At 55.9% G+C, this 23,432-nt stretch carries 26 protein-coding genes; 17 read left to right on the forward strand and 9 right to left on the reverse strand.

The annotated features are described in order from the left end of the window. Nucleotides 1–12: 12 nt before the first annotated feature. On the forward strand, nucleotides 13–1,203 hold the full coding sequence (locus LVD14_RS14590; RefSeq protein WP_237134850.1) for a S1C family serine protease: 1,191 nt from the start codon (nucleotides 13–15) through the stop codon (nucleotides 1,201–1,203). A gap of 45 nt (nucleotides 1,204–1,248) precedes the next feature. Here LVD14_RS14590 and hisD read toward each other — a convergent pair whose 3' ends face one another. Genes hisD through LVD14_RS14615 form a run of 5 tightly spaced genes read right to left on the reverse strand, consistent with a single transcriptional unit; the run spans nucleotide 1,249 to nucleotide 5,457 of the window. Continuing rightward, complete coding sequence (hisD, locus tag LVD14_RS14595) at nucleotides 1,249–2,607, reverse strand: histidinol dehydrogenase (RefSeq protein WP_237134851.1); 1,359 nt, start codon at nucleotides 2,605–2,607, stop codon at nucleotides 1,249–1,251. Next, entirely contained in the window at nucleotides 2,604–3,260 is a 657-nt protein-coding gene (gene hisG, locus LVD14_RS14600) for an ATP phosphoribosyltransferase (protein WP_237135004.1), read from the reverse strand. Before hisG ends, hisD begins: the two co-directional genes overlap by 4 nt. 10 nt (nucleotides 3,261–3,270) lie before the next feature. Then, on the reverse strand, nucleotides 3,271–4,530 hold the full coding sequence (gene murA, locus LVD14_RS14605; RefSeq protein WP_237134852.1) for a UDP-N-acetylglucosamine 1-carboxyvinyltransferase: 1,260 nt from the start codon (nucleotides 4,528–4,530) through the stop codon (nucleotides 3,271–3,273). Nucleotides 4,531–4,560: 30 nt separating this feature from the next. Continuing rightward, nucleotides 4,561–4,803 carry a BolA family protein gene (locus tag LVD14_RS14610; protein ID WP_237134853.1) on the reverse strand — a complete coding sequence of 81 codons (243 nt, stop codon included), beginning with the start codon at nucleotides 4,801–4,803 and terminating at the stop codon, nucleotides 4,561–4,563. 36 nt (nucleotides 4,804–4,839) lie between these two features. Continuing rightward, complete coding sequence (locus LVD14_RS14615; RefSeq protein ID WP_237134854.1) at nucleotides 4,840–5,457, reverse strand: phospholipid-binding protein MlaC; 618 nt, start codon at nucleotides 5,455–5,457, stop codon at nucleotides 4,840–4,842. A 231-nt stretch (nucleotides 5,458–5,688) separates the two neighbouring features. On the opposite strand from LVD14_RS14615, the gene LVD14_RS14620 reads away from it, so the two are divergent. The 11 genes from LVD14_RS14620 to yjgA all read left to right on the forward strand — a co-directional run bounded on the left by LVD14_RS14620 (nucleotide 5,689) and on the right by yjgA (nucleotide 14,154). Next, complete coding sequence (locus LVD14_RS14620) at nucleotides 5,689–6,645, forward strand: calcium/sodium antiporter (RefSeq protein ID WP_237134855.1); 957 nt, start codon at nucleotides 5,689–5,691, stop codon at nucleotides 6,643–6,645. A 15-nt stretch (nucleotides 6,646–6,660) separates the two neighbouring features. Further along, a complete protein-coding gene (locus LVD14_RS14625; RefSeq protein WP_237134856.1) occupies nucleotides 6,661–7,635 on the forward strand; it encodes an SIS domain-containing protein in 975 nt (324 codons plus the stop codon). An 8-nt stretch (nucleotides 7,636–7,643) separates the two neighbouring features. Continuing rightward, nucleotides 7,644–8,198: a KdsC family phosphatase gene (locus LVD14_RS14630; RefSeq protein ID WP_237134857.1), complete on the forward strand. Its 555-nt coding sequence runs from the start codon at nucleotides 7,644–7,646 to the stop codon at nucleotides 8,196–8,198. Beyond that, the gene (gene lptC / locus LVD14_RS14635; RefSeq protein ID WP_237134858.1) at nucleotides 8,198–8,821 is read left to right on the forward strand and encodes an LPS export ABC transporter periplasmic protein LptC; all 624 of its coding nucleotides are present in this window, start codon (nucleotides 8,198–8,200) and stop codon (nucleotides 8,819–8,821) included. The genes LVD14_RS14630 and lptC overlap by 1 nt, the downstream gene beginning before the upstream one ends. Continuing rightward, the gene (locus tag LVD14_RS14640) at nucleotides 8,787–9,398 is read left to right on the forward strand and encodes an LptA/OstA family protein (protein ID WP_237134859.1); all 612 of its coding nucleotides are present in this window, start codon (nucleotides 8,787–8,789) and stop codon (nucleotides 9,396–9,398) included. Before lptC ends, LVD14_RS14640 begins: the two co-directional genes overlap by 35 nt. Continuing rightward, entirely contained in the window at nucleotides 9,398–10,123 is a 726-nt protein-coding gene (lptB, locus tag LVD14_RS14645; RefSeq protein ID WP_237134860.1) for an LPS export ABC transporter ATP-binding protein, read from the forward strand. The genes LVD14_RS14640 and lptB overlap by 1 nt, the downstream gene beginning before the upstream one ends. A 130-nt stretch (nucleotides 10,124–10,253) precedes the next feature. Further along, the gene (locus tag LVD14_RS14650) at nucleotides 10,254–11,804 is read left to right on the forward strand and encodes an RNA polymerase factor sigma-54 (RefSeq protein ID WP_237134861.1); all 1,551 of its coding nucleotides are present in this window, start codon (nucleotides 10,254–10,256) and stop codon (nucleotides 11,802–11,804) included. Nucleotides 11,805–11,886: 82 nt separating this feature from the next. After that, entirely contained in the window at nucleotides 11,887–12,354 is a 468-nt protein-coding gene (gene ptsN, locus LVD14_RS14655) for a PTS IIA-like nitrogen regulatory protein PtsN (RefSeq protein ID WP_237134862.1), read from the forward strand. 47 nt (nucleotides 12,355–12,401) lie between these two features. Next, complete coding sequence (gene rapZ, locus LVD14_RS14660) at nucleotides 12,402–13,283, forward strand: RNase adapter RapZ (protein WP_237134863.1); 882 nt, start codon at nucleotides 12,402–12,404, stop codon at nucleotides 13,281–13,283. Next, nucleotides 13,280–13,546, forward strand: a complete 267-nt coding sequence (locus LVD14_RS14665; protein WP_237134864.1) for an HPr family phosphocarrier protein — start codon at nucleotides 13,280–13,282, stop codon at nucleotides 13,544–13,546. The genes rapZ and LVD14_RS14665 overlap by 4 nt, the downstream gene beginning before the upstream one ends. Before the next feature lie 8 nt (nucleotides 13,547–13,554). Continuing rightward, the gene (yjgA, locus tag LVD14_RS14670) at nucleotides 13,555–14,154 is read left to right on the forward strand and encodes a ribosome biogenesis factor YjgA (RefSeq protein ID WP_237134865.1); all 600 of its coding nucleotides are present in this window, start codon (nucleotides 13,555–13,557) and stop codon (nucleotides 14,152–14,154) included. On the opposite strand, the gene LVD14_RS14675 is transcribed toward yjgA, so the two are convergent. After that, nucleotides 14,144–16,252: a prolyl oligopeptidase family serine peptidase gene (locus LVD14_RS14675; RefSeq protein WP_237134866.1), complete on the reverse strand. Its 2,109-nt coding sequence runs from the start codon at nucleotides 16,250–16,252 to the stop codon at nucleotides 14,144–14,146. The two genes, yjgA and LVD14_RS14675, sit on opposite strands and share 11 nt — an antisense overlap. Before the next feature lie 12 nt (nucleotides 16,253–16,264). Next, nucleotides 16,265–17,149, reverse strand: coding sequence for a LysR family transcriptional regulator (locus LVD14_RS14680; protein ID WP_237135005.1), 885 nt, complete (start codon nucleotides 17,147–17,149; stop codon nucleotides 16,265–16,267). Nucleotides 17,150–17,300: 151 nt separating this feature from the next. Here LVD14_RS14680 and LVD14_RS14685 point away from each other — a divergent pair, with 151 nt between their 5' ends. From LVD14_RS14685 to LVD14_RS14700, 4 genes are read left to right on the forward strand one after another with little or no spacing between them, the layout of a single operon-like run. After that, nucleotides 17,301–17,996 carry a histidine phosphatase family protein gene (locus LVD14_RS14685; RefSeq protein WP_237134867.1) on the forward strand — a complete coding sequence of 232 codons (696 nt, stop codon included), beginning with the start codon at nucleotides 17,301–17,303 and terminating at the stop codon, nucleotides 17,994–17,996. A gap of 60 nt (nucleotides 17,997–18,056) precedes the next feature. Then, complete coding sequence (locus LVD14_RS14690; protein WP_237134868.1) at nucleotides 18,057–19,061, forward strand: phosphotransferase family protein; 1,005 nt, start codon at nucleotides 18,057–18,059, stop codon at nucleotides 19,059–19,061. Between the two features lie 43 nt (nucleotides 19,062–19,104). Next, nucleotides 19,105–19,389 (forward strand): DUF4212 domain-containing protein, encoded by a 285-nt coding sequence (locus tag LVD14_RS14695; protein WP_237134869.1) that lies wholly within the window; start codon nucleotides 19,105–19,107, stop codon nucleotides 19,387–19,389. Next, nucleotides 19,386–21,086, forward strand: a complete 1,701-nt coding sequence (locus LVD14_RS14700) for a sodium:solute symporter family protein (RefSeq protein ID WP_237134870.1) — start codon at nucleotides 19,386–19,388, stop codon at nucleotides 21,084–21,086. Before LVD14_RS14695 ends, LVD14_RS14700 begins: the two co-directional genes overlap by 4 nt. Here the strand turns inward: LVD14_RS14700 and apbC are convergent. Then, nucleotides 21,073–21,894 (reverse strand): iron-sulfur cluster carrier protein ApbC, encoded by an 822-nt coding sequence (gene apbC, locus LVD14_RS14705; RefSeq protein ID WP_237134871.1) that lies wholly within the window; start codon nucleotides 21,892–21,894, stop codon nucleotides 21,073–21,075. The genes LVD14_RS14700 and apbC overlap by 14 nt on opposite strands. A 170-nt stretch (nucleotides 21,895–22,064) precedes the next feature. On the opposite strand from apbC, the gene LVD14_RS14710 reads away from it, so the two are divergent. Then, nucleotides 22,065–22,718, forward strand: coding sequence for a hypothetical protein (locus tag LVD14_RS14710; protein ID WP_237134872.1), 654 nt, complete (start codon nucleotides 22,065–22,067; stop codon nucleotides 22,716–22,718). A 25-nt stretch (nucleotides 22,719–22,743) separates the two neighbouring features. Here LVD14_RS14710 and LVD14_RS14715 read toward each other — a convergent pair whose 3' ends face one another. Continuing rightward, nucleotides 22,744–23,361 (reverse strand): hypothetical protein, encoded by a 618-nt coding sequence (locus tag LVD14_RS14715; protein WP_237134873.1) that lies wholly within the window; start codon nucleotides 23,359–23,361, stop codon nucleotides 22,744–22,746. Nucleotides 23,362–23,432 lie beyond the last annotated feature (71 nt).

Below are 23,432 nucleotides of genomic sequence, written 5' to 3' on the forward strand. Positions count from 1 at the left end.
ATGCGCAACTATATGAAAAGTTTTTTGCAGTTTATCAGTTGGCCCACATTCGTTGGTGTACTGCTGGCACTTGTGCTGCTGCAATACCAGCAAATTCGCCAATTGTCGGTTCGAATCGACGAACTGGCACTGCAGTCCCAGGCACAGATTTCTCAGCCTGCTCCCGCCCAGTCGACGACATCTCACGCCAGTGCTGTCGCCAAAGCATCACCGTCGGTTGTCAGCATTCACTCAACAATTCGCGAGCAGATTCAACTTCCGCCTGTCGAGGAATTGCCTGCGGCGCTACGTGATTTACTGCAGAATCTGCCATCGGAACGTCTCTGGGACAGCCTTGGCTCAGGCGTTGCCATCAGCGACCAGGGGCATATTCTCACAGCTTTGCATGTTATTGAAGGCGCCGAGGATATTGAGGTCCACTTCAACAATTCCCAGGGCAGGAACATCACCGCCCGGGCTCGCCTGCTGGGTGCCGACGCTGACAGTGATCTTGCCCTTTTACAGGTGGATAGCGCAGAACTGCCTCCTGCTGTGCCGATTGGATCTTCGGACGACGTCAATGTGGGAGACACTGTCCTGACGATAGGATATCCGCGGCGCGACCTGATGAATCAGAAATCGGTATCCGCCGGCGTTGTCAGCGCCCTGGGTATCCCCAGGGACGGCCTTCCCATCGTGGAATATATACAGACCGATGCGGCCATGAATTATGGCAACTCCGGCGGCGCCCTGATAAATGCCAATGGTGAGCTGATTGGCATCAACTCCTTTATATATTCTCAATCTGGCGGCTCTGACGGTATTGGCTTCGCGGTGCCAATCAACAAAGCCATGATTGTGGTGGAGCAGCTACGCCAGCAGGGCGTATTTACACCTGGCTATCTTGGCGTCATTACCGGCGAGCTGCTCAATGACGAAACCAGTAATACCTTTTTCGGTACGCCAGATATTGAGGGTTTGCTGATTGAGCAGGTTGACGCCAACAGCCCCGCAGAACAGGCTGGTATTCAGGCCGGGGATGTCATGACACATATCGATGGTCAGGCCATTGAAAGTGTTATCGGCGCGATCGAGCAGATCAACCGCAAGCCGCCAGGGGAACAGGTTGTCCTGACACTTTACCGTGCCGGCGAGTCTGTCGACAGAACAGTGACGCTGGGAACCGGCACTGCCCAGTACCGGACCCGTCTGGACTCACAATAAGGCAGCCTTTCTGGTGTGCGCCGGCACCGGCGCTCAGCCTCTGACTTAAGACTGATCGGACGAATGGCGGCCAGGAATACGCCAGGCGGCAGACAGCGCATGCGCCTGCAGGCGTTCATTGAGCGCCAGCGTTTCTGCCACCGGCGCCAGCGCTGCCGCACCGTGTGGAGAACACTTCAGAATGGAACTGCGTTTCTGAAAGTCGTAAACACCCAGTGGTGAAAAGAATCTTGCGGTACCCGAGGTCGGCAGGACGTGACAGGGTCCGGCACAATAATCTCCCAGCGCTTCCGGCGTGTGACGCCCCATGAAAATGGCACCAGCATGCCGTACACCCGGCAGCCACTGATCCGGATCTTCGACCGACAACTCCAGATGCTCAGGTGCAATCTCGTTGCAGATTGCCAGCGCCGTTTCTTTGTCCGGGGCGTAGATCAATGCACCTCGATTGCCCATGGACGTTGCAATGATGTCGCGCCGCTCCATCGTCGGCAGTAGCCGTGCGATACTGGCGCTGACTGCATCGAGAAAATCTTTGTCTGTACTGATCAGAATGGACTGTGCCTGTTCATCGTGCTCGGCCTGTGAGAACAGGTCCATCGCGATCCAGTCGGGGTCAGTCTGTCCATCACAGACCACGGTTAATTCGGATGGGCCGGCTATCATGTCGATACCCACTTCACCGAAAACCTGTTTTTTGGCAGCCGTCACAAAAACATTACCCGGCCCGGTAATCTTGTCGACTCTCGGTATGGTCTGCGTGCCGAATGCCAGCGCGGCAATTGCCTGCGCACCGCCGATGGTAAACAGGCGATCAACACCGGCCACTGCCGCAGCCGCAAATATCAGGCGGCCATCACCACCGGCATCTGCACCGTAGGCAGTAGGTACAACGGCAATCACTTCTTCCACGCCTGCCACCTTGGCAGGGATGGCGTTCATCAGCACTGATGAGGGATAGTTCGCCTTGCCACCTGGCACATACAGACCTGCTCTATCCAGGGCGACGACGTGTTGACCATAGACCGAACCGTCCTCTTCCTCGTACTGCCAGGATGGTTGCCGCTGACGCTCGTGATAACGACGGATGCGCTCTGCAGCCACCTGAAGCGCGTCCGCCTGTTCAGTGTCCAGAGCATCCAGAGCTGCCTGCATCTGCTCGCGGCTAACTTCCAGATCTGAGACGCTGCCAACATCGCGGCGATCGAATCGACGCGTATATTCGAGCACAGCCTCATCACCACGCGTTCTGACCTGCAATAGAATTTCGGCCACCGTATCACTGACAGTTTTGTCTTCAATCATGCGCCGGTCAAGAAGCGCTGTCAGGATCTCGTGAAAATCAGCCTGACCCGCATCAAGCCGGCGAACACTCAGCGATGTTGGCTCAGTTGCATCACTCATGATTTTTCCCCTGCTTCCACAGCCGCGCGAAGCCTTTCCAGCAGATCCGAGACAGCTGCGTGCTTCATTTTCATGGCAGCCTTGTTCACAATCACCCGCGAGCTGATGTTGGCGATCAGCTCCAGCGGCTCCAGGCCATTGGCTTTCAGCGTATTGCCACTATCCACAATATCAACGATCCAGTCAGCCAGACCCATGGACGGTGCCAGCTCCAGAGCGCCATTGAGTTTGATGATATCTGTCTGTAGCCCCTGGTCAGCAAAATAGCGGCGCGCAATGTTCACAAACTTACTGGCTACACGCACTCGATCAGTCGGCGCCGGCGCGCCAACCGGTGCAGCTGTCATGAGTCGACAACGCGAGATTTTCAGATCCAGCGGCTCGTAGAAAGCGCCTTCACCATGCTCCATCAGCAGGTCCTTGCCAACCACACCGAGGTCTGCACTACCAAACTCCACATAGGTAGGAACATCAGAGCCGCGCACGATCATGATGTGCAAATCGGGGCGGTTGGTCTCGAACAGCAGCTTGCGACTGGTGGTGTGATCCTCCAGCATCTCGATTCCCGCAGCTGCCAGCAAGGGCAGGGTTTCCTGCAGTATTCGTCCTTTGGTCAAGGCCATGACCAGCGATTGGCCCTTGTTGTCTTTCATCATGCGTTCCTTATGGCAGGCGACGGATCCTCGCGCCCAGTAATTGCATTTTTTCTTCAATACATTCGTAACCGCGATCAATATGGTAGATCCTGTCTACCAGCGTTTCATTGTCAGCAACCAGTCCAGCGATGACCAGGCTGGCAGAGGCACGCAGATCCGTTGCCATGACGGGTGCGCCACGCAAGGTCGGAACACCAGTGATGGTGACAGTATTGCCCTGGACCTGCATGGATGCTCCCATCCGGTTCATTTCATGCACGTGCATGAAGCGGTTTTCGAAAACAGTTTCGGTAATGATCCCCACACCTGATGCGACAGCGTTCATCGCTGCAAACTGGGCCTGCATGTCGGTTGGGAAGGCCGGATGTGGAGCGGTACGCAGCGACACTGCTTTTGGACGTTTTCCATGCATGTCGAGCTCAATCCAGTCCTCGCCCACCTGAATCTGGGCACCCGCTTCCTCCAGCTTCAACAACACCGCCTCGAGTATGCCTGGCACCGTGTCCTTGACTCGCACACGGCCGCGTGTCGCGGCGGCGGCTACCAGATAGGTACCAGTTTCAATTCTGTCGGGCATGACGGAATAACTGCAGCCATGCAGACGGGGTTTGCCGCTGACCACGATGGTGTCAGTTCCGTGCCCCTTGATCTCGGCACCCATTGCAATCAGGCAATTGGCCAGATCAACAACTTCAGGTTCCTTGGCGGCATTCTCAATGATCGTCTGCCCGTCGGCCAGGGTAGCCGCCATCAATACGTTTTCTGTACCAGTGACGGTGACCAGATCGAAGAAAATTCTGGCCCCCTTAAGGCGGCCATCAACCGAAGCCTTTATATAACCGTCTTCGACGACGATATTGGCACCCATTTTCTGCAGGGCCTGAATATGCAGGTTGACCGGCCGGCTGCCGATGGCACAGCCTCCTGGCAAAGCGACCTCTGCCTGGCCGAAGTGCGCCAGCATGGGCCCCAGGACCAGAATTGAAGCCCGCATGGTTTTGACAAGCGCATAGGGCGCGCTGAGTTTGCTCACTGTTGATGCATTGACTTCTACAGTCAGCGTCTCGTCCAGCATGGGTTCTATACCCATGCTGCCCAGCAGCTCCAGCATTGTGGTGATATCGTACAAATGCGGCAGATTGCTGATTTTGACTGTCTCGTCTGTCAACAGCGTCGCCGCCAGAATTGGCAATGCAGAGTTTTTGGCGCCCGCTGCACGGATTTCACCGCTAAGACTGACACCGCCCTGAATCAAGAGCTTGTCCATGAAAGGTCCCGTTAAGAGGAAAGGGTTGGATCAGGCGGCAGCGGCTTCGGCCGGTGTCATCAGTCGCATGGTCACCGCATGCACCGCGCCGCTTTGAATGTGCGGGTTAAGATGCTGATACACCAGTTGCTGACGCTTTACAGCGCCGAGACCCGAGAACACGTCTCCCACCGCAATAACCTGGAACTTGCCTGCCCCGCCATCCACTGTGATCTGGCAATCCGGCAGGGCAGCACTCAACAGCTCTGAAATATACTGTGCATCTAAACTCATTCGAAAACCTCTAACGGCGTGACCGGGGTCGGGACCTTACTGCCACGCCTCAATAACTGCGTCGATATCATTGTTGTTGCGCGCCATCAGCGCGGCAAACTGGGTATGGTACTGTCTGCGCAGGTTGATCCCGCCAACAAACAGGTTGCGCAGTTTCCACTCGCCCTGATCGTCTTTGAACAGCGCGTACTGCAGTTCTATCCGGGCTCCTTCGGAGTTGATCTGCATGCGCACGTTGGTCGGCGCATTGGGATCTTCCGGTGGATCCTGAGGTGGCAGATAAGTGAGTTCCTGACCACCGTATTCAACCAGGGCAGAACCGTAGAAACGCGTCAGGGTGCTGCGCAGTTTCTCTCCGAACGCTGTGAGCTGCGCGTCAGTGGCGTCTTCCGAAAATCTAGCCATCACGCCGCGTGCAACTTCACGAAAGTCCACAAACTTGCCGACTTCCTCCTCAATTCCCGCGTAGTAACGAGCCGGGTCGGATTCAAAATAAGGTCTTAGTTCTTCGACTCGCCCTAAAAGATCGTTTACCGACTGCTCGGCAGCTTCAACCGCAGACAGCTGATCGTTCTGGGCCAGTGCTGGCGACAGCGCTACCAGTGATACCGCAGTCAGCAGTGACATTAAATATTGACGCATGTTCGATTTCATCTCTGTTCTCCTTCCTGGCCCGTGCGGGCTGACGAGACGCGTGGTAACGGTCGTTTTCCACAGCGTTGCAGTGTACCTCAAATGAGAAAGACTATAAATTACTACTTGCAATGCAGGGTGTTACTCCGTCTAATGGGCGGCCCAGACAAAGCCTGCGTTCATCGTTTTTTGGTGCCATCAGCAGCTGGACAGTATGCATTTAACTGGAATTTCTATCCTGCAAGCTCAACTATGCTCGTAAACATTTTGATAATCTGCCTTGGATTTGCCGGCCTGATATGGGGTGCCGACAAATTCGTTTTCGGCGCTTCGGCATTCGCCCGCAATATGGGCATACCACCCCTGGTCATCGGCCTGACAATCGTCGCTTTCGGCACTTCAGCACCCGAAATTTTTTCTTCCGCCGCATCTGCACTGGCAGGCGAGCCGGAACTGGCTATTGGCAACGCTATCGGTTCCAATATATTCAATCTAGGCATCGCGCTCGGCGTAGCGCTTGTCATCAAACCAATTACTCCACCAAAATCGCTGGCCCGCAAAGAACTGCCAGCGCTGATTCTGGTCAGTGTTATTTGCGGCCTGCTGATGTTCAATCGTTATATCGGGCCCATCGACGCACTTCTGTTGATTGCAGTGGTGACGTTTTTCATCTGGAAGTTATTCCGTGGTCATCGCAAGGGCGAGGAAGAGGCGATTGAAGAGGAAGAGATTCCAGACAATGTCAGTACCGGCAAGGCGCTGGGGTTCCTGTTGCTGGGGCTGGCACTGCTGATTGTCAGTGCCGAATATCTGGTTGACGCCTCCATTGAAATCGCCGCCATTCTCGGTGTCACTTCCGGCATTATCGGCCTGACGCTGGTCGCACTGGGTACCAGTCTTCCCGAGCTGGCCGCGACCGTCACCTGTGCGCTGCGTGGACACCACGAACTGGCAGTTGGCAATATCATCGGCTCCAACATCCTCAATATCCTGGTTGTACTGCCATTCCCCGGCCTGCTGGCCGCCGGGTATTTCGACAGCTCCCTGCTGACACGTGATTACGTTGCCATGATGGTACTGACCGCCCTGCTGGTCGCGCTGTGTTATCCGGCCATCCGCGCCCGGCGCCAGCTGGGTCGCCTCAGCGGGCTGGCATTCATAATGCTTTACCTGGCATGGTTCGGCATAATGTATTATCAGATTCACTAGACTGGCGAGAATTCCATGGCCGACCCCCAATCACTGATCGACAGTGCGTTGCGCACTATTCGTATTGAACATGACGCGATCGCGGCACTTCTGCCGCGCATCGACGAGGCTTTCGCACGCGCCTGCCAGATCATGCTCGACTGCGAAGGCCGAATTGTTGTCACCGGCATGGGCAAATCCGGCCACATCGCCCGCAAAATAGCTGCCACCCTGTCCAGCACGGGCACTCCAGCCATGTTTGTGCACCCGGCGGAGGCCAGCCACGGCGATCTCGGCATGATTACCGGCAAGGACGTGCTGCTGGCACTGTCGAATTCCGGCACCACCGAGGAGCTGGTAAACATCCTGCCGCTGATCAAACGCAAGGGTGTTCCCTTTATCAGTATGACCGGAAATCCTCACTCAAGTATGGCAACCACCGCTACCGTCAATATTGATGCCAGCGTGACCAAGGAGGCCTGCCCGCTGGGACAGGCCCCGACCGCCAGTACGACCGTCGCACTGGTTCTTGGCGACGCACTGGCGATGGCACTGCTGGAGGCCAAAGGGTTTACTGAAGAGGATTTTGCATTTTCACACCCGGGCGGTCGTCTGGGTCGACGCCTGTTGCTCAAAGTCAGGGATATCATGCACAGTGGTGACAGTATCCCCAGGGTCAAGGCTGGCACCCTGCTGAAGGACGCGCTGTTTGAAATAAGCAGCAAAGGGCTGGGTATGACCACGGTTGTTGACGACAGTGGCAGGCTGCAGGGGGTTTTTACCGATGGCGACCTGCGACGGACCCTGGATGCCGGCAAGGACATTACCCGCACCCTTATCACCGATGTCATGTCCGTTAACGGCAAAACTGTGTCCGTGGATGCCATGGCTACTGAAGCTGCCAGACTGATGGAAGAGAACCGAATCTATACACTGGTGGTGCTGGATGACAATCAACAGTTGAGCGGCATCATTCGTATGCACGACCTGCTGCAGGCCAATGTGGTCTAGGAGTACCGATGAAGTTTCTGACCGACTCTGCCGATGCCACTCGCCGCGCAGCCAGCATATCGCTGCTGTTGCTTGATGTGGACGGCATCCTGACCAATGGCCAGCTTTACTTTGGCGATCAGGGCGAGATTTTCAAAGCATTCAATACGCTGGACGGCCATGGCATAAAGCTGTTGCAGGCCAATGGTATTCGTGTCGGCATCGTATCCGGCCGCCACTCGCAGGCCCTTTCCACACGCGCCAGCGCTTTGGGCATCACCCTGATCAAAAGCGGACGCGAAGACAAGCTGACTGCCACTCGCGAGCTCTTGTCAGATCACCCCTGTGACTTTGAACACATTGCTTTCATGGGTGACGACCTGCCCGACCTGCCGGTCATGATGCGCTGCGGACTGGCAATTACTGTCCCCAATGCACATCCCAGCATTATCGAACGCGCGCACCTTTGCACAGACGGCGGCGGCGGCACCGGTGCAGTTCGCGAGGTAGCGGACTTTCTGCTTCAGGCGGCAGGCAAGTATGACGCGATCATCGCTGCCTGCGAGAGCGGACAGGATTCCTGATGCGTGCGCTGCGATACCTGATAAATCGACTGATTTCATTGCGCCTGAAAGGCTGGCTGGTGGCGCTGGCCCCAGCCGTTCTGCTGGCATGGCTGATGACTGGCGATCTGGATGTTTCCAATCCCGACCAGAGCAGCTCTCAGGTGCAACTGCCTTCGGGCGAACAGTACGAGGGATTCGGCCGTGACATTCACAGCCGTGTATACAATGACAGCGGCGAGCTGGAGTACACGATCGGAGCAGAAGCCCAACGCCTGTACACAGACGAGGTGACAGAGCTCGATTACCCTATGATCCGCATGTTTCAGCAGGGCCAGGAACGCTGGAATATATCCGCGGTATCAGGCAGAATTCGAGCCTCGTCGGGCGGCGATATTCAGGAACTGGAACTTCGGGACTCAGTTCAGGTGCGCCACCAGATGGGTGCCGATGATGCCATACAGGTGCAGACTGCCTGGCTGATCGTCGAACCGCAGGCCGAGCGGCTGTATACCGACGCGCAGGTACTGATCAACGGCAATCGCATCGAACAGCGTTCTATGGGCCTGCGGGCCAATTTCTCACTTGATTCACTGGAATTTTTATCAGATGTCGAAGGACGTTTTACAGACATATCACCGTAAACAGGCACGCCAGTCGCGACTGCCTGCTGTGCTTTCCAGCGTGAAAGCACTGTCCTTTGGCGTGTGCCTCACACTTATGCTGCCTGCATTTTCGGCCATGGCACCCACTGACAGTGGTGAAGACATCCGATACCACTCTGATGGCGGTGGCAGTATCGAAACCGAAGGGAATGTCAGAACCACCACCCTGCGCGAGAACGTTCGCATCCAGCAGGGCATGGTGACGATCTTCGGCAACACAGCCAGTCTGATACAGAACACTCAAACCGGTGAGCTGATTCGCGTCACCGTGGCCGGGGAACCCGCGCGCTTCACGCGTGAAGCACCACTGGCGTCGGAGACGATCACCGGTAGCAGTGACACCATCATCTATTACAACGAGCCAGGCGCCACGGTCGAGACGCTGCTGTCCGTGGTGGAATTTGTGGGCGACGCCAGCTTTACCCGCGGCGGGACGGCGCTGGAGTGCTCGGAAATCAAACATGTCATTGAAACAGCGGCAACGGACTCACCCGGCCCCTGCAGCGGCGTGTTTGCACCCGATGAAACATCTGACGACGATTCGGCGGGCAACTGATGGATCTGCTGAGCGCCAGCCATCTAGCCAAGTCCTACAAGGGTCGCCAGGTTGTCCGGGATGTATCCCTGACTGTAAACAGCGGTCAGATTGTTGGTCTGCTTGGCCCCAATGGTGCAGGCAAGACTACATGTTTTTACATGATCGTGGGCCTGGTAAATGCCGATAAAGGAAGGATCAGCATCAATGATCAGGACCTGACCGGGCTGCCCATTTTTGCCAGAGCGCGCCTGGGGCTGGGTTATCTCCCTCAGGACTCCTCCATTTTTCGCAACCTGACGGTGGCCGATAACATCATGGCCATTCTGGAAACACGCAAGGAACTGAGCGCCCAGCAGCGCGCAGAAAAGCTGGAAAGCCTGATTCAGGAATTCCACATCAATCACATTCGCGACAATAAGGGCATGAGCCTGTCCGGCGGTGAGCGCCGCAGGACTGAAATTGCCCGGGCGCTGGCTACCGACCCACGCTTCATCCTGCTGGATGAGCCATTTGCCGGTGTTGACCCCATATCGGTCAGTGACATCAAGTCCATTATTCAACACCTGAAGGATCGTGGCATCGGTGTGCTGTTGACTGACCACAACGTTCGTGAAACGCTGGACATCTGTGAGAAAGCTTATATTGTCAGCGATGGTGGCATTATTGCCGAGGGTGACGCCCAACAGATACTTGCCAACCAGCGTGTGCGCGATGTGTACCTGGGCAAGAATTTCCAGATCTGACCATCAAATGTCGTGACAAAATCTTGAAAATCCCACTCAATATCGGCATGATGTTTGCTTTAATTAACCGGCCCACATCTGGCCCAGTAATTCACGAGACCGAACCCGTTCTAGCGATGCGCCTGATGTCATGAAGATTTCGCTCCAGCTCAAACTCGGTCAACAGCTGACCATGACCCCCCAGCTGCAACAGGCAATTCGCCTGCTGCAACTGTCGACGCTTGACCTTCAGAACGAGATTCACGAGGCACTGGAATCAAATCCAATGCTGGAGGTAGATGAGTCTCCCGACAGCGATAGCAGCGATCGTTACGAGAACAGCGATAACACTGATAAGGCCAATGGTGCTGATGAAGCAACCGACTCACGCACCTACGAGGAGCGCCAGAACGCCTTCGACGAGGTCACTGCGGCCACACCTTCCAATACCGACAGCGATACTGGCGAAGCCGGCTGGGAGGAACACATTCCCGAGCAGCTTTCTGTGGATACCAACTGGGATGATATTTACCAGACCACCTACTCCACGGGCAGCCCGATGGCAGACACGGATGATTTCGAATCACGTGACTCCGCCTCAGAAACTCTGCAGGACCACCTCAACTGGCAATTGAACCTTACCAACATGTCGGATACCGACCGGCTGATTGGCATGGCAATCATTGATGCCATTGATGCCAACGGCCAGCTGTCGCTGAGCGTTGAGGCCATTCACGAAGGCCTGATGGATGATATCGAAGAGCTGGAAGAGGATGAGGTACTCGCCGTATTGCATCGCATTCAGCAGTTCGACCCGGTGGGGGTCGCCTACCGCGACCTGTCGGAATGCCTTTTGATCCAGTTAAATCAGGTCCCGTCCGAACTCGAGACCGATCCCGTGCGGCACGCCAAGATACTGGTGCGGGACTACCTGGCCCTGTTGGGCAATCGGGACTACGCCCAGATCATGCGGCTCACACGCTTGAAAGAGCCGGAGCTGCGCGATGCGATTGCCATCATCGAAAAACTTAATCCACGTCCGGGCGCCGATATCGCACCATCCAGCGCCACCTACGTTATCCCTGATGTGATTGTCAGCAAAGACACCCGCAGCGGGCGCTGGCGTGTCGAGCTCAATCCGGAAACAGCGCCCAAGCTGCGTATCAACGCCGATTACGCAGCGCTGGTCAAACGTTCCGATAACAGCTCCGACAACAACTATCTGCGCGACAACCTGCAGGAGGCACGCTGGTTCCTCAAGAGCCTGCAAAGTCGTAACGAGACACTGCTGAAAGTAGCCTCGCGCATTGTCGAGCATCAGCAGGGTTTCCTGGAGCAGGGCGAAGAGGCCATGAAACCGCTGGTCCTGCATGACATTGCCGAAGCAGTAGAGATGCATGAATCAACCATCTCCCGGGTAACCACTCAAAAATACATGCACACGCCGCGCGGGATATTCGAGCTCAAGTACTTTTTCTCCAGTCACGTCAGTACCGCTGGCGGAGGCGAATGCTCATCAACCGCGATACGCGCACTGATCAAAAAGCTGGTTGCTGGCGAAAACCCGCGCAAACCACTCAGCGACAGCAAAATCACTCAGTTGCTGGAAGACCAGGGCATTAATGTCGCCCGCCGGACAATCGCCAAATATCGCGAATCCCTGTCCATCCCCCCTTCCAATGAACGCAAGCGGCTGGTCTGACACCTTGCCAGTCCGCTCGGCGCACGTTGCCAGCGCCTGCCCAAGGCACTAGAATGGCGGCTCTGGAAAACAGGACACAGCAATGCAATTAAGCAGCATACTTACCCCGGAACGCGCCCTGTGCAACCTGCCGGGTGTCAGTAAGAAACGATTTCTGACCACGATCAGTGAAACCATCGCAGAAACCACGCCCAACCTGTCGGCTGACGCTATCTACACCGCATTGCTGGCACGTGAGCAGTTGGGCAGCACCGGTATTGGCAATGGTATTGCCATTCCCCACTGTCGCGTTTCCGAATGCACAACAATCACCGGTACCCTGGTAAAGCTGGATGAGGGCATCGATTTCGATGCCGTCGATTCACAACAGGTCGATCTGCTTTTTGTACTGATCGTGCCGGCCGAGGAAACCGATGAACATCTGCGCGTGCTTAGCGCACTGGCACGCCTGTTCCATCAGGATGAATTCTGTCAGGCTCTGCGGGGCGCTCGCAGCAATCAGGAACTGTACGACATCGCCGTACGATTTGATCAGGAACAACAGGCTTAAGCCTGACAGTTGACTCAACGATTCATTGAAGCAGGCTGTGAGACGTCGTGAAACTCTTGATTATCAGTGGTCGCTCCGGCTCGGGAAAAAGTACCGCCCTCAATATGCTCGAGGATCATGGTTATTACTGTATTGATAACCTGCCTGCCAGCCTGCTACAGGCATTTGTGTCGCGCATTTGCCGCGACACACCCGAACTGCCCCGCGTTGCTGTCAGTATTGACGCGCGCAATATTCCTGAAGACCTGAAGAACGTCCCGCAGATCCTGCACGAGCTGCAGCTGTCGGCGCTCAATATTGAAATCATTTTCCTTGATGCCAACAGCCCGACGCTGATCAAGCGATTCAGCGAAAGCCGCCGGCGTCACCCGCTTACCAGCAACACGGTTGGATTGCGCGAGGCCATCATTCAGGAGCGCGAATTGCTGGAGCCCATTTCCGCTATGGCCGGGCTGTCGATCGACACCAGTACAATGTCGGTACATCAGCTGCGTGAAGTCGTTCGTTCACGAATTCTCGAAAAAAAGGATTCATCGCTGTCCGTGATGTTTGAATCATTTGGCTTCAAGAATGGTGTGCCGATTGATGCCGACTTTGTATTTGACGCCAGGTGCCTGCCCAATCCGTATTGGGACAGCCAGCTGCGCCCTCTCAGTGGGCTGGATGCACCTGTCGCCGATTACCTGAGCAATGAGCCGGATGTGCAGGCACTGCTGCAGGATATTGAGGCATTTCTGGATCGGTGGCTGCCACGCTTTGAAGCCAGCAATCGCAGCTATATGACTGTTGCAATCGGCTGCACAGGCGGCCAGCACCGATCTGTATTCCTGTGTGAACAGCTGAAACTGGCTTTTGCCGACAAGATCAACAATCTGCAGGTTCTCCATCGAGAGCTGCGACGACGTCAGGACAACACCAACGCAACATGATCGAATCGACCATCACTATCTGTAACAAGGCGGGTCTGCATGCCCGTGCCGCCTCCAAACTGGTTGGCGTCGTAAACAAGTACCAGAGCAAGGTGCACATCGGCAACGAAAAGCTTGTTGATGCACACAGCATTCTGTCATTGATGATGCTCGCTGCCGGCAAAGGCACCACATTGCGAATCGTGGTTGATGGCGATGACGAATCAGCGGCACTGGAAGACATCGTGGCGCTGGTAAACAACCGATTTGAAGAAGGCGAGTGAGCGATAGCGTGACTGATTACAACGAATCCCCCTGGGATGACGACAACGAGACAGAGAGCAAGACCCGCCGCAAGCAGCGCATGACCGAGCTGCAGAAAATGGGTGCGGAACTGATGACTCTGAACAAGCGCCAACTGGATCTTATTGATCTGCCCGAGAATCTGTTGTCGGCTATGCGAGAATACCAGCGCCTGCCTAACCGCCACGAAGCCAAACGCCGACAGATGCAGTTCATTGGCAAACTGATGCGTGCCGCCGACCACGATGCTATCCGTGAAGCACTGGACAAACTGCGTGCGCCTGATCGTCAGGAAATGCGCCGGGCCCAACAGATTGAAGCCTGGGGCGAGCGTTTGCTGCAGGGCGACGATGAGACGGTCGAGGCATTTCTGGCTGAATGGCAGCATGCCGAACGTCAGCCGCTCAGGCAATTACTTAGAAATTGCACCGATGCTGGTGTGAAACCTTTGTCAACGTCTGAGGAAACTGGCTCCGCAAAGACCGCGATGGAAAACACTCCGGAGGCAGACAGCTCCTCTCATGCGGTGGTCGCCGCAAGAAAAGCCCGCCGTCGCCTTTTCGACTACCTGGGTCAGGTCATTGTCTGACGTCTGGTGACCATGCCAGAAAACTCCATCTGTCTGCGTATTCCAGGATCAGGGCATTCACAGCCCCCGCTGGCGAGTGGCCCTCGCCCTCCGCGGCATATAACCAGACTGCAGCCTTGTCACCATGACGACGCTGCAACGCGGCAATCAGTTTGTAACTGTGCGCAGGCGCAACAATGTCATCACCAGGCCGTGCGACCGTCAGAACAGGCGGCAGTGAAGTCGGTGAACTCTCGCCAGTCAGTGCCTGGTGGTAGGAAGAATTGGCAAGCTGCCATTCTCTTGACTGCTCAACACCGGGGTCACCGTATTCCGCCACCCAGGACGGCGACCCTCCCAGTCGCAGAAAGGACGGCAGGTCATGCAACCCTGAATCGGCAACAACCGAACTAAAGACATCAGGCGCCTTTAACATGGCCATGGTGACCAGCAGCGCACCATGGCTGCGCCCCATAGCGGATACCTTGTTCCCTTGCGTCTGCAAAGCTGACGCTACATGGACAAACTCATCAACAGCCTGAGGCAGATCACCAGCAGGCCCCACGACGACGTAATGTCCACCAGCCAGCAGCCACACATAACGAGCAATGGAGAACCCCAACTCGATTGGCGCACCGAAACCACCATAGGTTTCGACCAGCACATGATTATTGATGTCCGGAATCTGCGAATCAGCATCCGTTTCTTTCTCAGGGGAAACCACAAAGTACGGGACAGTGCCATTCTCGCCTGCTGAATGGCCCATGCTGGACAATTCAAGCCTGACATCCAGATCAGCGGCAGGTGGCATATCCTGGCTCAGCAACTTCGTATTACCCGTGCTCAGGTCCAGCAAGGTCGCCTGCGGCGGCACGGTCAGACCACTATAGGCCAGCAATAACTGCTGGGGCTCTATGGCGCGCATTCGATCAAGTCGCACCGGTTCTGGCAGTGCCACCTGCCCCACTATTACGCCATCCAGGCGTTGCTGGTAGAGCAACGATTGTCCATGGCGAAGGTATTCCACAAGGAAAACGTCGCCCACGACCTGCACGGAGGACAGCTGGGCGTTTTCGAGTGGCGCATCCAAGGACAGGGGTCGCAGCGCAGTATCCGCCAGAGAGGCCGCGTAAATGACAGGATCACCAGCCGGTCGACGCCCTTCACGACGATAAAAAATAAACTCATCGCCAATCGCGCCGGCAAACCATAAGCCGACATCGTCGCCCTGCCAGAACCCGTCGCTTCGAACGGGCATACCGGTGATCCAGCGCGCCAGTTGAGTGCCGGAGCGATCGTCCAGCAGTGTCAGGCGATGGCGACCTTGATGCGATTCAGCAACAATGACCCGCTCGGACTGCGGTACCGGCAGCAAAGCCTCAATAACCCAGCCTTCCTCAGGCTGATATACCGTCGCGCTGTTTGCTGACTCTGATGGTGTAGATCGCAGCTGATGATAATAAAGCGATTGAGCATCGCTGCTCCAGACCCCGTCCTGACTGCCAGCCCAGGCGGCAAGAACAGGGTTCTGACCGTTTGCACTCAATGCCAGACTGTCACCCGAATCGACAAAACCAACATGCCAGGCGTCAGCCAGTTGCAACAGGACTGCCGACCCATTCGCATTCACCGATACCGAGCGCCAGCTGTCAGATGTCACACCAGCGACTGGCGGCAAAGTCTGTCCAGCAGCAGCCACATCAAATGAGTTGCGGGATGCATCGCCGGGTGCCGGCAGCTCAGACCAGTAGAGTTCGTAATGGTCCTGCATGCCTGGATTGAAATAATAGAAATAACGTTGCCCGGCGACAGCAACTGCCTGAATGCGGGCATAGTCCCAGCTTTGAGCCATCAATCGCTGCCATTGCTCACGGCTGGGCAGTCTGGACAGCATTTCAACGGTGCGTGCCTGCTGAGCCTGGCGCCAGGCCCGGCTTTGCCCGTTATCTGTCTCAAGCCACCGAAAGGGGTCGGCTGTCGGCTGTGCGCTGATGGATTCAGACAGCAGCACCATAGCAAGCGCCATGATCCGCAGCACGATCGCGCCAGCGCCGTTATGACGGTACTTTCCCGGCACTCTCAGCAGAACATGCTCTGGTTGATGATGCCCGCACCCCATGCTGTGTCACCTTCAGTGCTTGAACAGCGCCAGCAGGGTCTCACGCAACCAGCGATGTGACGGGTCGCTGTCCGACTGGCGGTGCCAGTAAAGGTGCAAGTCCAGGGGCATGGTTTCGAAGGGAAGTTTGCGCAATGTCAGCTGGTATTGGGACGCCAGGTAACGTGGGACGGTCAGTACCAGATCGGTGCCACGCACCACTTCGGCAGCGACCCGGTAGTGCTGAACTCGCAGTTGGATGCGACGTTCAGCCTGATGGCGCAGCAGGGCCATATCGACCTGCCCCAGTCCCCTTCGACGGCTCGACACATGGATATGACTCAGGGCGAGGTAAGCGTCCAGTGTCAGTGGCTGCTGTGACATGGGATGGTCGGGGCGCATGGCACACACATAGTCATCCTTGATCAAGGACTGGTGTGACACCTGGGTATCTTCTATCAGGGGTACATCGACAGCAAAGTCCAGCTCACCTCGTGACAACTGACGTACCATCTCGTGACGCTTGGTATAGTAGCTCTGCAGTGACAGGTGTGGCGCATGCTGCTCGAAATGCGGAAACAGCCTGGGCAGGATGACCGCCTCGGCCAGATCCGTCATGCTGAAATGATAGGTACGTTCTGCAGAATCCGGTGAAAAGTCCTCGCGCTCAAGAACACTCGCATTCAACATCCCCAATGCAGCAGAGATGTTCTGGGCAATACTGTCTGCTACAGGCGTCGGCAACATGCCTTTCGAGGTGCGAACAAAAAGCTCGTCGTTGAACACTCGTCGCAGCCGCGACAGTGCATTACTGACCGCCGGCTGGGTGATCGACAGAGCCTTCGCGGCCTGAGTCAGATTACGCTCGGTATAGATCGTGTCAAATACCAGAAACAGATTAAGATCCAGCTTTTTCAGAGCACGGCCCCCTTTTATTGTCGCAGTCGCCAGTCCTTGTGCTGTTTCCAGGCTTGAGACCTATGTGTGACTTGCCCTGCTTTATGTATTATTCTCGTGAATGATACTCAAATTCCGCAATAATACAAATCAATAGTATGGATAAATTTAAATGAGTCAGTTGTATCTGGTCCGCCATGGACAGGCGTCGTTCGGTGCCGACAATTATGATCAATTATCGGAGCTGGGTGAGCAGCAGGCCGTCTGGCTTGGTGATTATTTTCGCGAACTGGGTGTGACGTTTACCCGCGCCATCGCAGGCTCCATGAAGCGTCAGCAGCAGACAGCACAGGGCATCCTGCTCGGCGCCGACCAGCCTCTGAGCGTTGCCATCGATGCCGGCTTTAATGAGTTTGACTTCCATACCCTGGCCGCAGTTTATTGCCACAGTGCCGGTATGGAAGTACCCTCGGTCAGCGATGGTGGACGTCTGTTTTTCCAGATGCTGCGCAAGGCCATGCATACCTGGTCGCGTGATGAGCTGCATGCGAGCCACAATGACAACTCCTCACACTCACTGGAACGCTGGCAACAGTTCCATGATCGGGTGCACAACAGCCTGCATTCCCTGACCGCCCTGGAATCGGGCGAAACTGTGCTGGTTGTCAGTTCTGGCGGCGCAATGGCCATGGCCGTGTCACAGATTCTGGGGTGCGGAGTCGATACGCTGATCGACCTCAACATGCAGACACGCAACACCGGCATACACCATTTTCATTTCAGTCAGCGCGGCTTTCAGCTGACCACTTTCAACGCGCTGCCGCACCTGCAGAGACGCGACCGCTTGCACGCGCTTACCTACACCTGAATGCAGGACTTCTGACAGCGAAATGAGACTTGACGGCAAAGCCCGACCGGAACTGGCACCATGAACAACAATAATGCTTTGGCAAATTGGCTTAACACTCATATAGATGGCTGTGACGGCCAGTATCAACTTGAAAAGTTTGCAGCTGGACAATCCAATCCCAGTTTTCTGCTGCAGTGCGGAGGTCAGCAGTTTGTCCTCAGGCGTAAACCGCCTGGCGAACTTTTGGCTTCGGCTCATGCAGTAGATCGCGAGTATCGCCTTATCAGTGCACTTCGGCACACTGACGTGCCGGTGCCCCAGGCCCTGGCACTGTGTACCGACGACGGCGTGATTGGCAGCATGTTTTATGTGATGAGCTACGAGCCGGGCGACATATTGTGGGACCCGGCGTTGCCTGATGCTGAGACAGCTTTACGGCCGGCGTACTATCACTCGCTGATAGGCGCGCTAGCAACCTTGCACGATGTCGCCTATGAGAGTGTCGGGCTGCAGGACTTTGGCCGGCCAGGGAACTATTTTGAGCGCCAGCTGACACGCTGGCACAAACAGTATCAGGCCTCGCAAACCACCGAACTGCCTGCCATGGATTCTCTGATTGCATGGCTGCAGCGCAATATGCCGCCTGATGACGGTGCCAGCAGCATCATTCATGGTGACTACCGTCTGGACAACGTCATGTTCCATAAGGGATCACCACAGATCCGCGCAGTACTGGACTGGGAGCTGGCGACGCTGGGACACCCAATGGCTGATCTTGCTTACTACCTGATGGCGCTTCGGCTGCCCGGCGAAGGCGAGATTCGGGGCCTGCAGGGCAAGAATCTGAAGGATCTGAATATCCCAGAAGAAGCGGAGCTGATTGACCTGTACTGCCAGCAGCGCCAGCTAGCCTCACCGCGACACTGGAACTTCTATATGGCATTCTGCTTCTTCAGACTGGCAGCAATTCTGCAGGGCGTCTACAAACGTGGCCTCGACGGCAATGCCTCTAATGAGCGAGCGCTGCGCATGGGAGAGCTGGTGGCACCACTGGCGGAAATGGGGCTGGCCTCGGTTGACTGACGAGTGCTACCATCGAAGCAATAATAAAAACTGAGGGTGTGTTATGCGCGACAAACACGCACGAGCCTATTGGCGGGCCAACGTCAGAATACTGGCGGGCCTGTTGTCTGTCTGGTTCTTCATTTCCTACGTCTGTGGCATCCTGCTGGCCGACACGCTGGATGCAATCCGGTTCGGCGGTTTCAAGCTCGGTTTCTGGATCGCACAGCAGGGATCCATCTACGTTTTTGTGGTGCTGATCATTGTTTATGTTGTGCTGATGGACCGATTGGATGCGCGCTACCGAAGCGATAGCGAGCAAGGTGTATCCAGGGAGGATCAGTCATGACGGTTCAGCTGTGGACCTATATTTTTGTTGCGCTCTCTTTCGGTTTATACATAGGCATTGCCGTCTGGTCGCGCGCCGCCTCAACCAATGATTTTTACGTAGCTGGCGGTGGTGTTCACCCTCTCGCCAATGGCATGGCAACTGCCGCCGACTGGATGTCGGCAGCGTCATTCATCTCCATGGCAGGCCTTATCTCTTTTCTTGGACGCGACGGTGCGTTTTACCTGATGGGCTGGACTGGCGGTTATGTACTTTTGGCGCTGCTGCTGGCTCCCTACCTGCGCAAGTTTGGCAAGTACACCGTGCCGGACTTCATCGGTGATCGCTATTACTCTCGCAGCGCGCGCCTGGTGGCAATTTTCTGCGCCATTTCGGTGTCTTTTGTTTACGTCTGCGGCCAGATGCAGGGGGCAGGTATCGTTTTTTCCAGGTTCCTGGAAGTTGATATCACTACCGGTGTGATAATAGGCATGGCTATTGTGTTCTTCTATGCCGTTCTGGGTGGCATGAAAGGCATCACATATACGCAGGTTGCTCAGTACTGCGTACTGATTTTCGCTTACATGGTGCCAGCCATCTTTATCTCGCTGATGATGACAGGCAACCCCATTCCTCAAATTGGTTTTGGTTCCGAACTGACTGCAGAGTATGGTGGTGGCTATCTGCTTGACCGCCTGGACAGCTTGAGCCAGGACCTGGGCTTCGCAACCTATACCGAAGGTCAACGTGCGACGCAGGACGTCTTTTTCATCACTGCCGCGCTGATGTTCGGCACAGCCGGACTGCCACACGTGATCATCCGGTTTTTCACCGTGCCAAGCGTCAGGGACGCGCGCAAGTCAGCGGCCTATGCGCTCATCTTTATTGCCATTTTATACACGACTGCACCAGCAGTTGCAGCATTCGCACGCACCAACTTATTAAATACCGTTGACAACGCCGTATACGAAGAGCTGCCGTCCTGGTTCAGCACCTGGGAAACAACCCAGCTGATCTCTTTTGACGACCGCAACGGGGATGGCCGGGTGCAGTACTCGGGCGATGCGGAAACCAACGAACTGCAGGTCAATCGCGACATCATGGTGCTCGCCAACCCCGAGATTGCCCAGCTGCCCAACTGGGTGATTGCGCTGGTAGCGGCAGGCGCGCTGGCGGCGGCGCTATCAACGGCCGCCGGCCTGCTGCTGGTCATTTCAACGGCTGTTTCGCATGACCTGCTTAAACGCAGCCTGATGCCGGGGATCAGTGAGAAGCAGGAACTCCTGTTTGCCCGGCTCGCCATCTTTGTCGCTATTCTGATCGCAGGTTATTTCGGCATCAATCCACCCGGGTTTGTCGCCGAGGTAGTCGCCTTCGCGTTTGGACTGGCTGCCGCATCATTCTTCCCGGCGATTGTACTGGGCATATTCTACCGCCGCATGAACCGTGAAGGAGCGATCGCCGGCATGCTGGCAGGCTTCCTGTTCACTGCCGGTTACATTGTCGCCTTCAAATTTGTGGTACCCGAACTCAGCACACCTGAACACTGGTGGTTCGGAATATCACCAGAGGGCATTGGCACCCTGGGCACACTGATCAATACCGTGGTGGCACTGACTGTCAGCCGCCTGTATCCAGCGCCACCGCGTGACATCCAGAACATGGTTGAGGAAATTCGATTACCAGGCGCGGTGCCCGCAGCAGTCAATCATCCGTAACATCGATTGTGGGCGCGGCGGGTCTGGCTTCGACCTGCCGCGCCAGGCGATCGCGCAATGCGTCGGCCAGAGAATGATAGGCCCTGGCGATCGGACCATCCGGCTGGGCTATTGTCACCGGTGTGCCAGCATCCCCCTGTGATCGGATCAGCCTGTCCAGCGGCAGGGATCCTATCAGCGGGGTATCAAAGTCCTGCGCCAGGCGATCGCCGCCGCCCTCGCCAAAAATCGTCTCAATATGCCCACAATTGGAACAGACATGCTGGCTCATGTTCTCTACCACGCCCAGCAATGGAACCCTCACCTTGCGAAACATCTCCATGCCTTTGCGAGCGTCAGACAGCGCCACATCCTGAGGCGTGGTGACAATCACAGCACCACTGACACGCGCAGTCTGCGTCAGGCTCAACTGTATGTCACCGGTCCCGGGCGGAAGATCAATGATCAAATAATCCAGTGCCGACCACTGGGTATTGAGCAGCAGCTGATTGAAGGCACCAACGATCATTGGCGCGCGCCAGACCATGGCAGTTTTCGCATCGACCAGAAAACCTATTGAATTGGTCTCGATGCCGTGGGCCACCAGTGGCAACATGATTTTTCCAGGTTTGACCTGCGGACGTGTTCCGTCTGGAACTCCCAGCATCAGCGGCAGGCTGGGCCCGTAAATATCCGCATCCAGCAAACCTGTTTTATAACCCTGTTGATGTAGCGCCACCGCCAGGTTCACCGCAGTCGTTGACTTGCCTACTCCACCCTTGCCGGACGCAATACAGATAATGTGTTTAATGGTTGCCAGCGACTCCATGCGACCCTCCCGCTCAGACAGACACTGCCTGGCTTAATTGCTGTAACTGTAAGAGGCGTGAGTTTAGCAGGCTGTTGCGCTTAGACACACTTGCAGTCTTGATATTGGCAGCAAAACCATGTTCTATTTGACATCGTACATTAATAGAATCCGGTAAATCTGGTTGGATCATGACAACGTCTGTTAAACACACTGCAAGAGTCGAGAACAGCCAGGCTGCCCGCAGCAGCTATGGCTTGAGACACTGTTTACGACACACGGTGGCATTTGTCATGACCTCCGCGCTGCTGGGCAGCATCGCAGTCGCAGCTGAGGAACAACCCTCCAGCATGGGAAACGACCCACTGGCCAATGCCCAGCAATCCTTCGAGCACCCGGTCAAGTATGCAATCTACTCCCCAGCATGGCACCTCAGCACCAATGCCGGCCTGCGCATCGTTGCACAGAACCAGAGCGACGAAGCCATCGAATTGAAAAAGGTTGTGTTCACAGATGAGTCGGGGGAGGAGCCGCCCTCGGAGCTGCTGTTGAACCTGACGGTACCCGCCCACGGCTGGGCCGAGACCCAGGTTGCCTATCAGGAGCTTCTGGCCGGAAATGACTGCGTGGAACGCACCATGGAGGATGACTGGAAGCTGGTGGAAATTTCCAACTACACGCTTAATCCGTCGGTGCGTGGTCTGATTATTGAAAACACCCGCTCATTTCGAATTTATCAGTGCGTACGCAGCGTTCGCGCACACTGGCACAACATCGACCAGGATATCAGCGGAGAAGGCCCGCAATGGTTGATGTACCACTTTGAACGGCTACCCATCGACTGATGTACCTGCAGATTACCTGCTCTGCTTAGTTGCTTAGCGACTGCGCCTCTCTGACCAGACGGTCCTTGCGCGATTCCAGCTCGGAGATAAGAGCCTTCTGGAGGGGCTCGGCGGTCTGCCCATTGGCATCCACATTGTCGTACTTGCTCTGCTCGGTTGCCAGCATCTGTAGCAGTTCCTCGGCGGCCGTAATCGCCTCACGCAATCGTGCATTGGCCTGTTCGCGCCGACTGATGCGGGCCTCGTACTCGGCCAGTTGCCGTTCCATCGCAGCAATACGCTCTTCCTCGGCCTGAGCCATGCGCGCCCGCTCGGCTGCCATTTGCTGTTGCTGCAGCACTGCTGCCTGGCGAGCCCGCTCCTCAGCTCTTTGTTCTGCTTCTTCTCGGGCCGCCTCAGCTGCCTCACGTTCCCGCTGAATAATTGCCAGCTGCTCGCGCAATTCACGTTCGCTGCGTTCAGCCTCAAGTCGCGCGCGCTCAGCCTGTTGAAATTGAACCGCCAGTTCTCTGGCCTCAGCCTGAACCGCCGCCTGCTGTTCCATCATTTCCTGATGCCCGGCCTGCGACGCGCAGCCCGCCAGCGCCAATAAACTCACTGCTCCGACCAACAGGCGCAGCGATGCTTTGTTTGAGCTATTCATCTTCATACCCTTGTCTTCAATCTTGATCAGGGACAGGCAAGCGGGCTTGCCGCATCAAATAGAACGATTTC

The sequence above is a fragment of the Pseudohongiella sp. O18 genome (genome assembly GCF_021729085.1).
GTDB lineage: Bacteria > Pseudomonadota > Gammaproteobacteria > Pseudomonadales > Pseudohongiellaceae > Pseudohongiella.

Excerpts from the sequence above, each read along its gene's own strand:
- LVD14_RS14590 (WP_237134850.1), top strand. The coding sequence starts at position 13 with ATGAAAAGTTTTTTGCAGTTTATCAGTTGGCCCACATTCGTTGGTGTA.
- hisD (WP_237134851.1), bottom strand. The coding sequence starts at position 2,607 with ATGAGTGATGCAACTGAGCCAACATCGCTGAGTGTTCGCCGGCTTGAT.
- hisG (WP_237135004.1), bottom strand. The coding sequence starts at position 3,260 with ATGAAAGACAACAAGGGCCAATCGCTGGTCATGGCCTTGACCAAAGGA.
- murA (WP_237134852.1), bottom strand. The coding sequence starts at position 4,530 with ATGGACAAGCTCTTGATTCAGGGCGGTGTCAGTCTTAGCGGTGAAATC.
- LVD14_RS14610 (WP_237134853.1), bottom strand. The coding sequence starts at position 4,803 with ATGAGTTTAGATGCACAGTATATTTCAGAGCTGTTGAGTGCTGCCCTG.
- LVD14_RS14615 (WP_237134854.1), bottom strand. The coding sequence starts at position 5,457 with ATGAAATCGAACATGCGTCAATATTTAATGTCACTGCTGACTGCGGTA.
- LVD14_RS14620 (WP_237134855.1), top strand. The coding sequence starts at position 5,689 with ATGCTCGTAAACATTTTGATAATCTGCCTTGGATTTGCCGGCCTGATA.
- LVD14_RS14625 (WP_237134856.1), top strand. The coding sequence starts at position 6,661 with ATGGCCGACCCCCAATCACTGATCGACAGTGCGTTGCGCACTATTCGT.
- LVD14_RS14630 (WP_237134857.1), top strand. The coding sequence starts at position 7,644 with ATGAAGTTTCTGACCGACTCTGCCGATGCCACTCGCCGCGCAGCCAGC.
- lptC (WP_237134858.1), top strand. The coding sequence starts at position 8,198 with ATGCGTGCGCTGCGATACCTGATAAATCGACTGATTTCATTGCGCCTG.
- LVD14_RS14640 (WP_237134859.1), top strand. The coding sequence starts at position 8,787 with ATGTCGAAGGACGTTTTACAGACATATCACCGTAAACAGGCACGCCAG.
- lptB (WP_237134860.1), top strand. The coding sequence starts at position 9,398 with ATGGATCTGCTGAGCGCCAGCCATCTAGCCAAGTCCTACAAGGGTCGC.
- LVD14_RS14650 (WP_237134861.1), top strand. The coding sequence starts at position 10,254 with ATGAAGATTTCGCTCCAGCTCAAACTCGGTCAACAGCTGACCATGACC.
- ptsN (WP_237134862.1), top strand. The coding sequence starts at position 11,887 with ATGCAATTAAGCAGCATACTTACCCCGGAACGCGCCCTGTGCAACCTG.
- LVD14_RS14665 (WP_237134864.1), top strand. The coding sequence starts at position 13,280 with ATGATCGAATCGACCATCACTATCTGTAACAAGGCGGGTCTGCATGCC.
- LVD14_RS14675 (WP_237134866.1), bottom strand. The coding sequence starts at position 16,252 with ATGGGGTGCGGGCATCATCAACCAGAGCATGTTCTGCTGAGAGTGCCG.
- LVD14_RS14685 (WP_237134867.1), top strand. The coding sequence starts at position 17,301 with ATGAGTCAGTTGTATCTGGTCCGCCATGGACAGGCGTCGTTCGGTGCC.
- LVD14_RS14690 (WP_237134868.1), top strand. The coding sequence starts at position 18,057 with ATGAACAACAATAATGCTTTGGCAAATTGGCTTAACACTCATATAGAT.
- LVD14_RS14695 (WP_237134869.1), top strand. The coding sequence starts at position 19,105 with ATGCGCGACAAACACGCACGAGCCTATTGGCGGGCCAACGTCAGAATA.
- LVD14_RS14700 (WP_237134870.1), top strand. The coding sequence starts at position 19,386 with ATGACGGTTCAGCTGTGGACCTATATTTTTGTTGCGCTCTCTTTCGGT.
- apbC (WP_237134871.1), bottom strand. The coding sequence starts at position 21,894 with ATGGAGTCGCTGGCAACCATTAAACACATTATCTGTATTGCGTCCGGC.
- LVD14_RS14710 (WP_237134872.1), top strand. The coding sequence starts at position 22,065 with ATGACAACGTCTGTTAAACACACTGCAAGAGTCGAGAACAGCCAGGCT.
- LVD14_RS14715 (WP_237134873.1), bottom strand. The coding sequence starts at position 23,361 with ATGAATAGCTCAAACAAAGCATCGCTGCGCCTGTTGGTCGGAGCAGTG.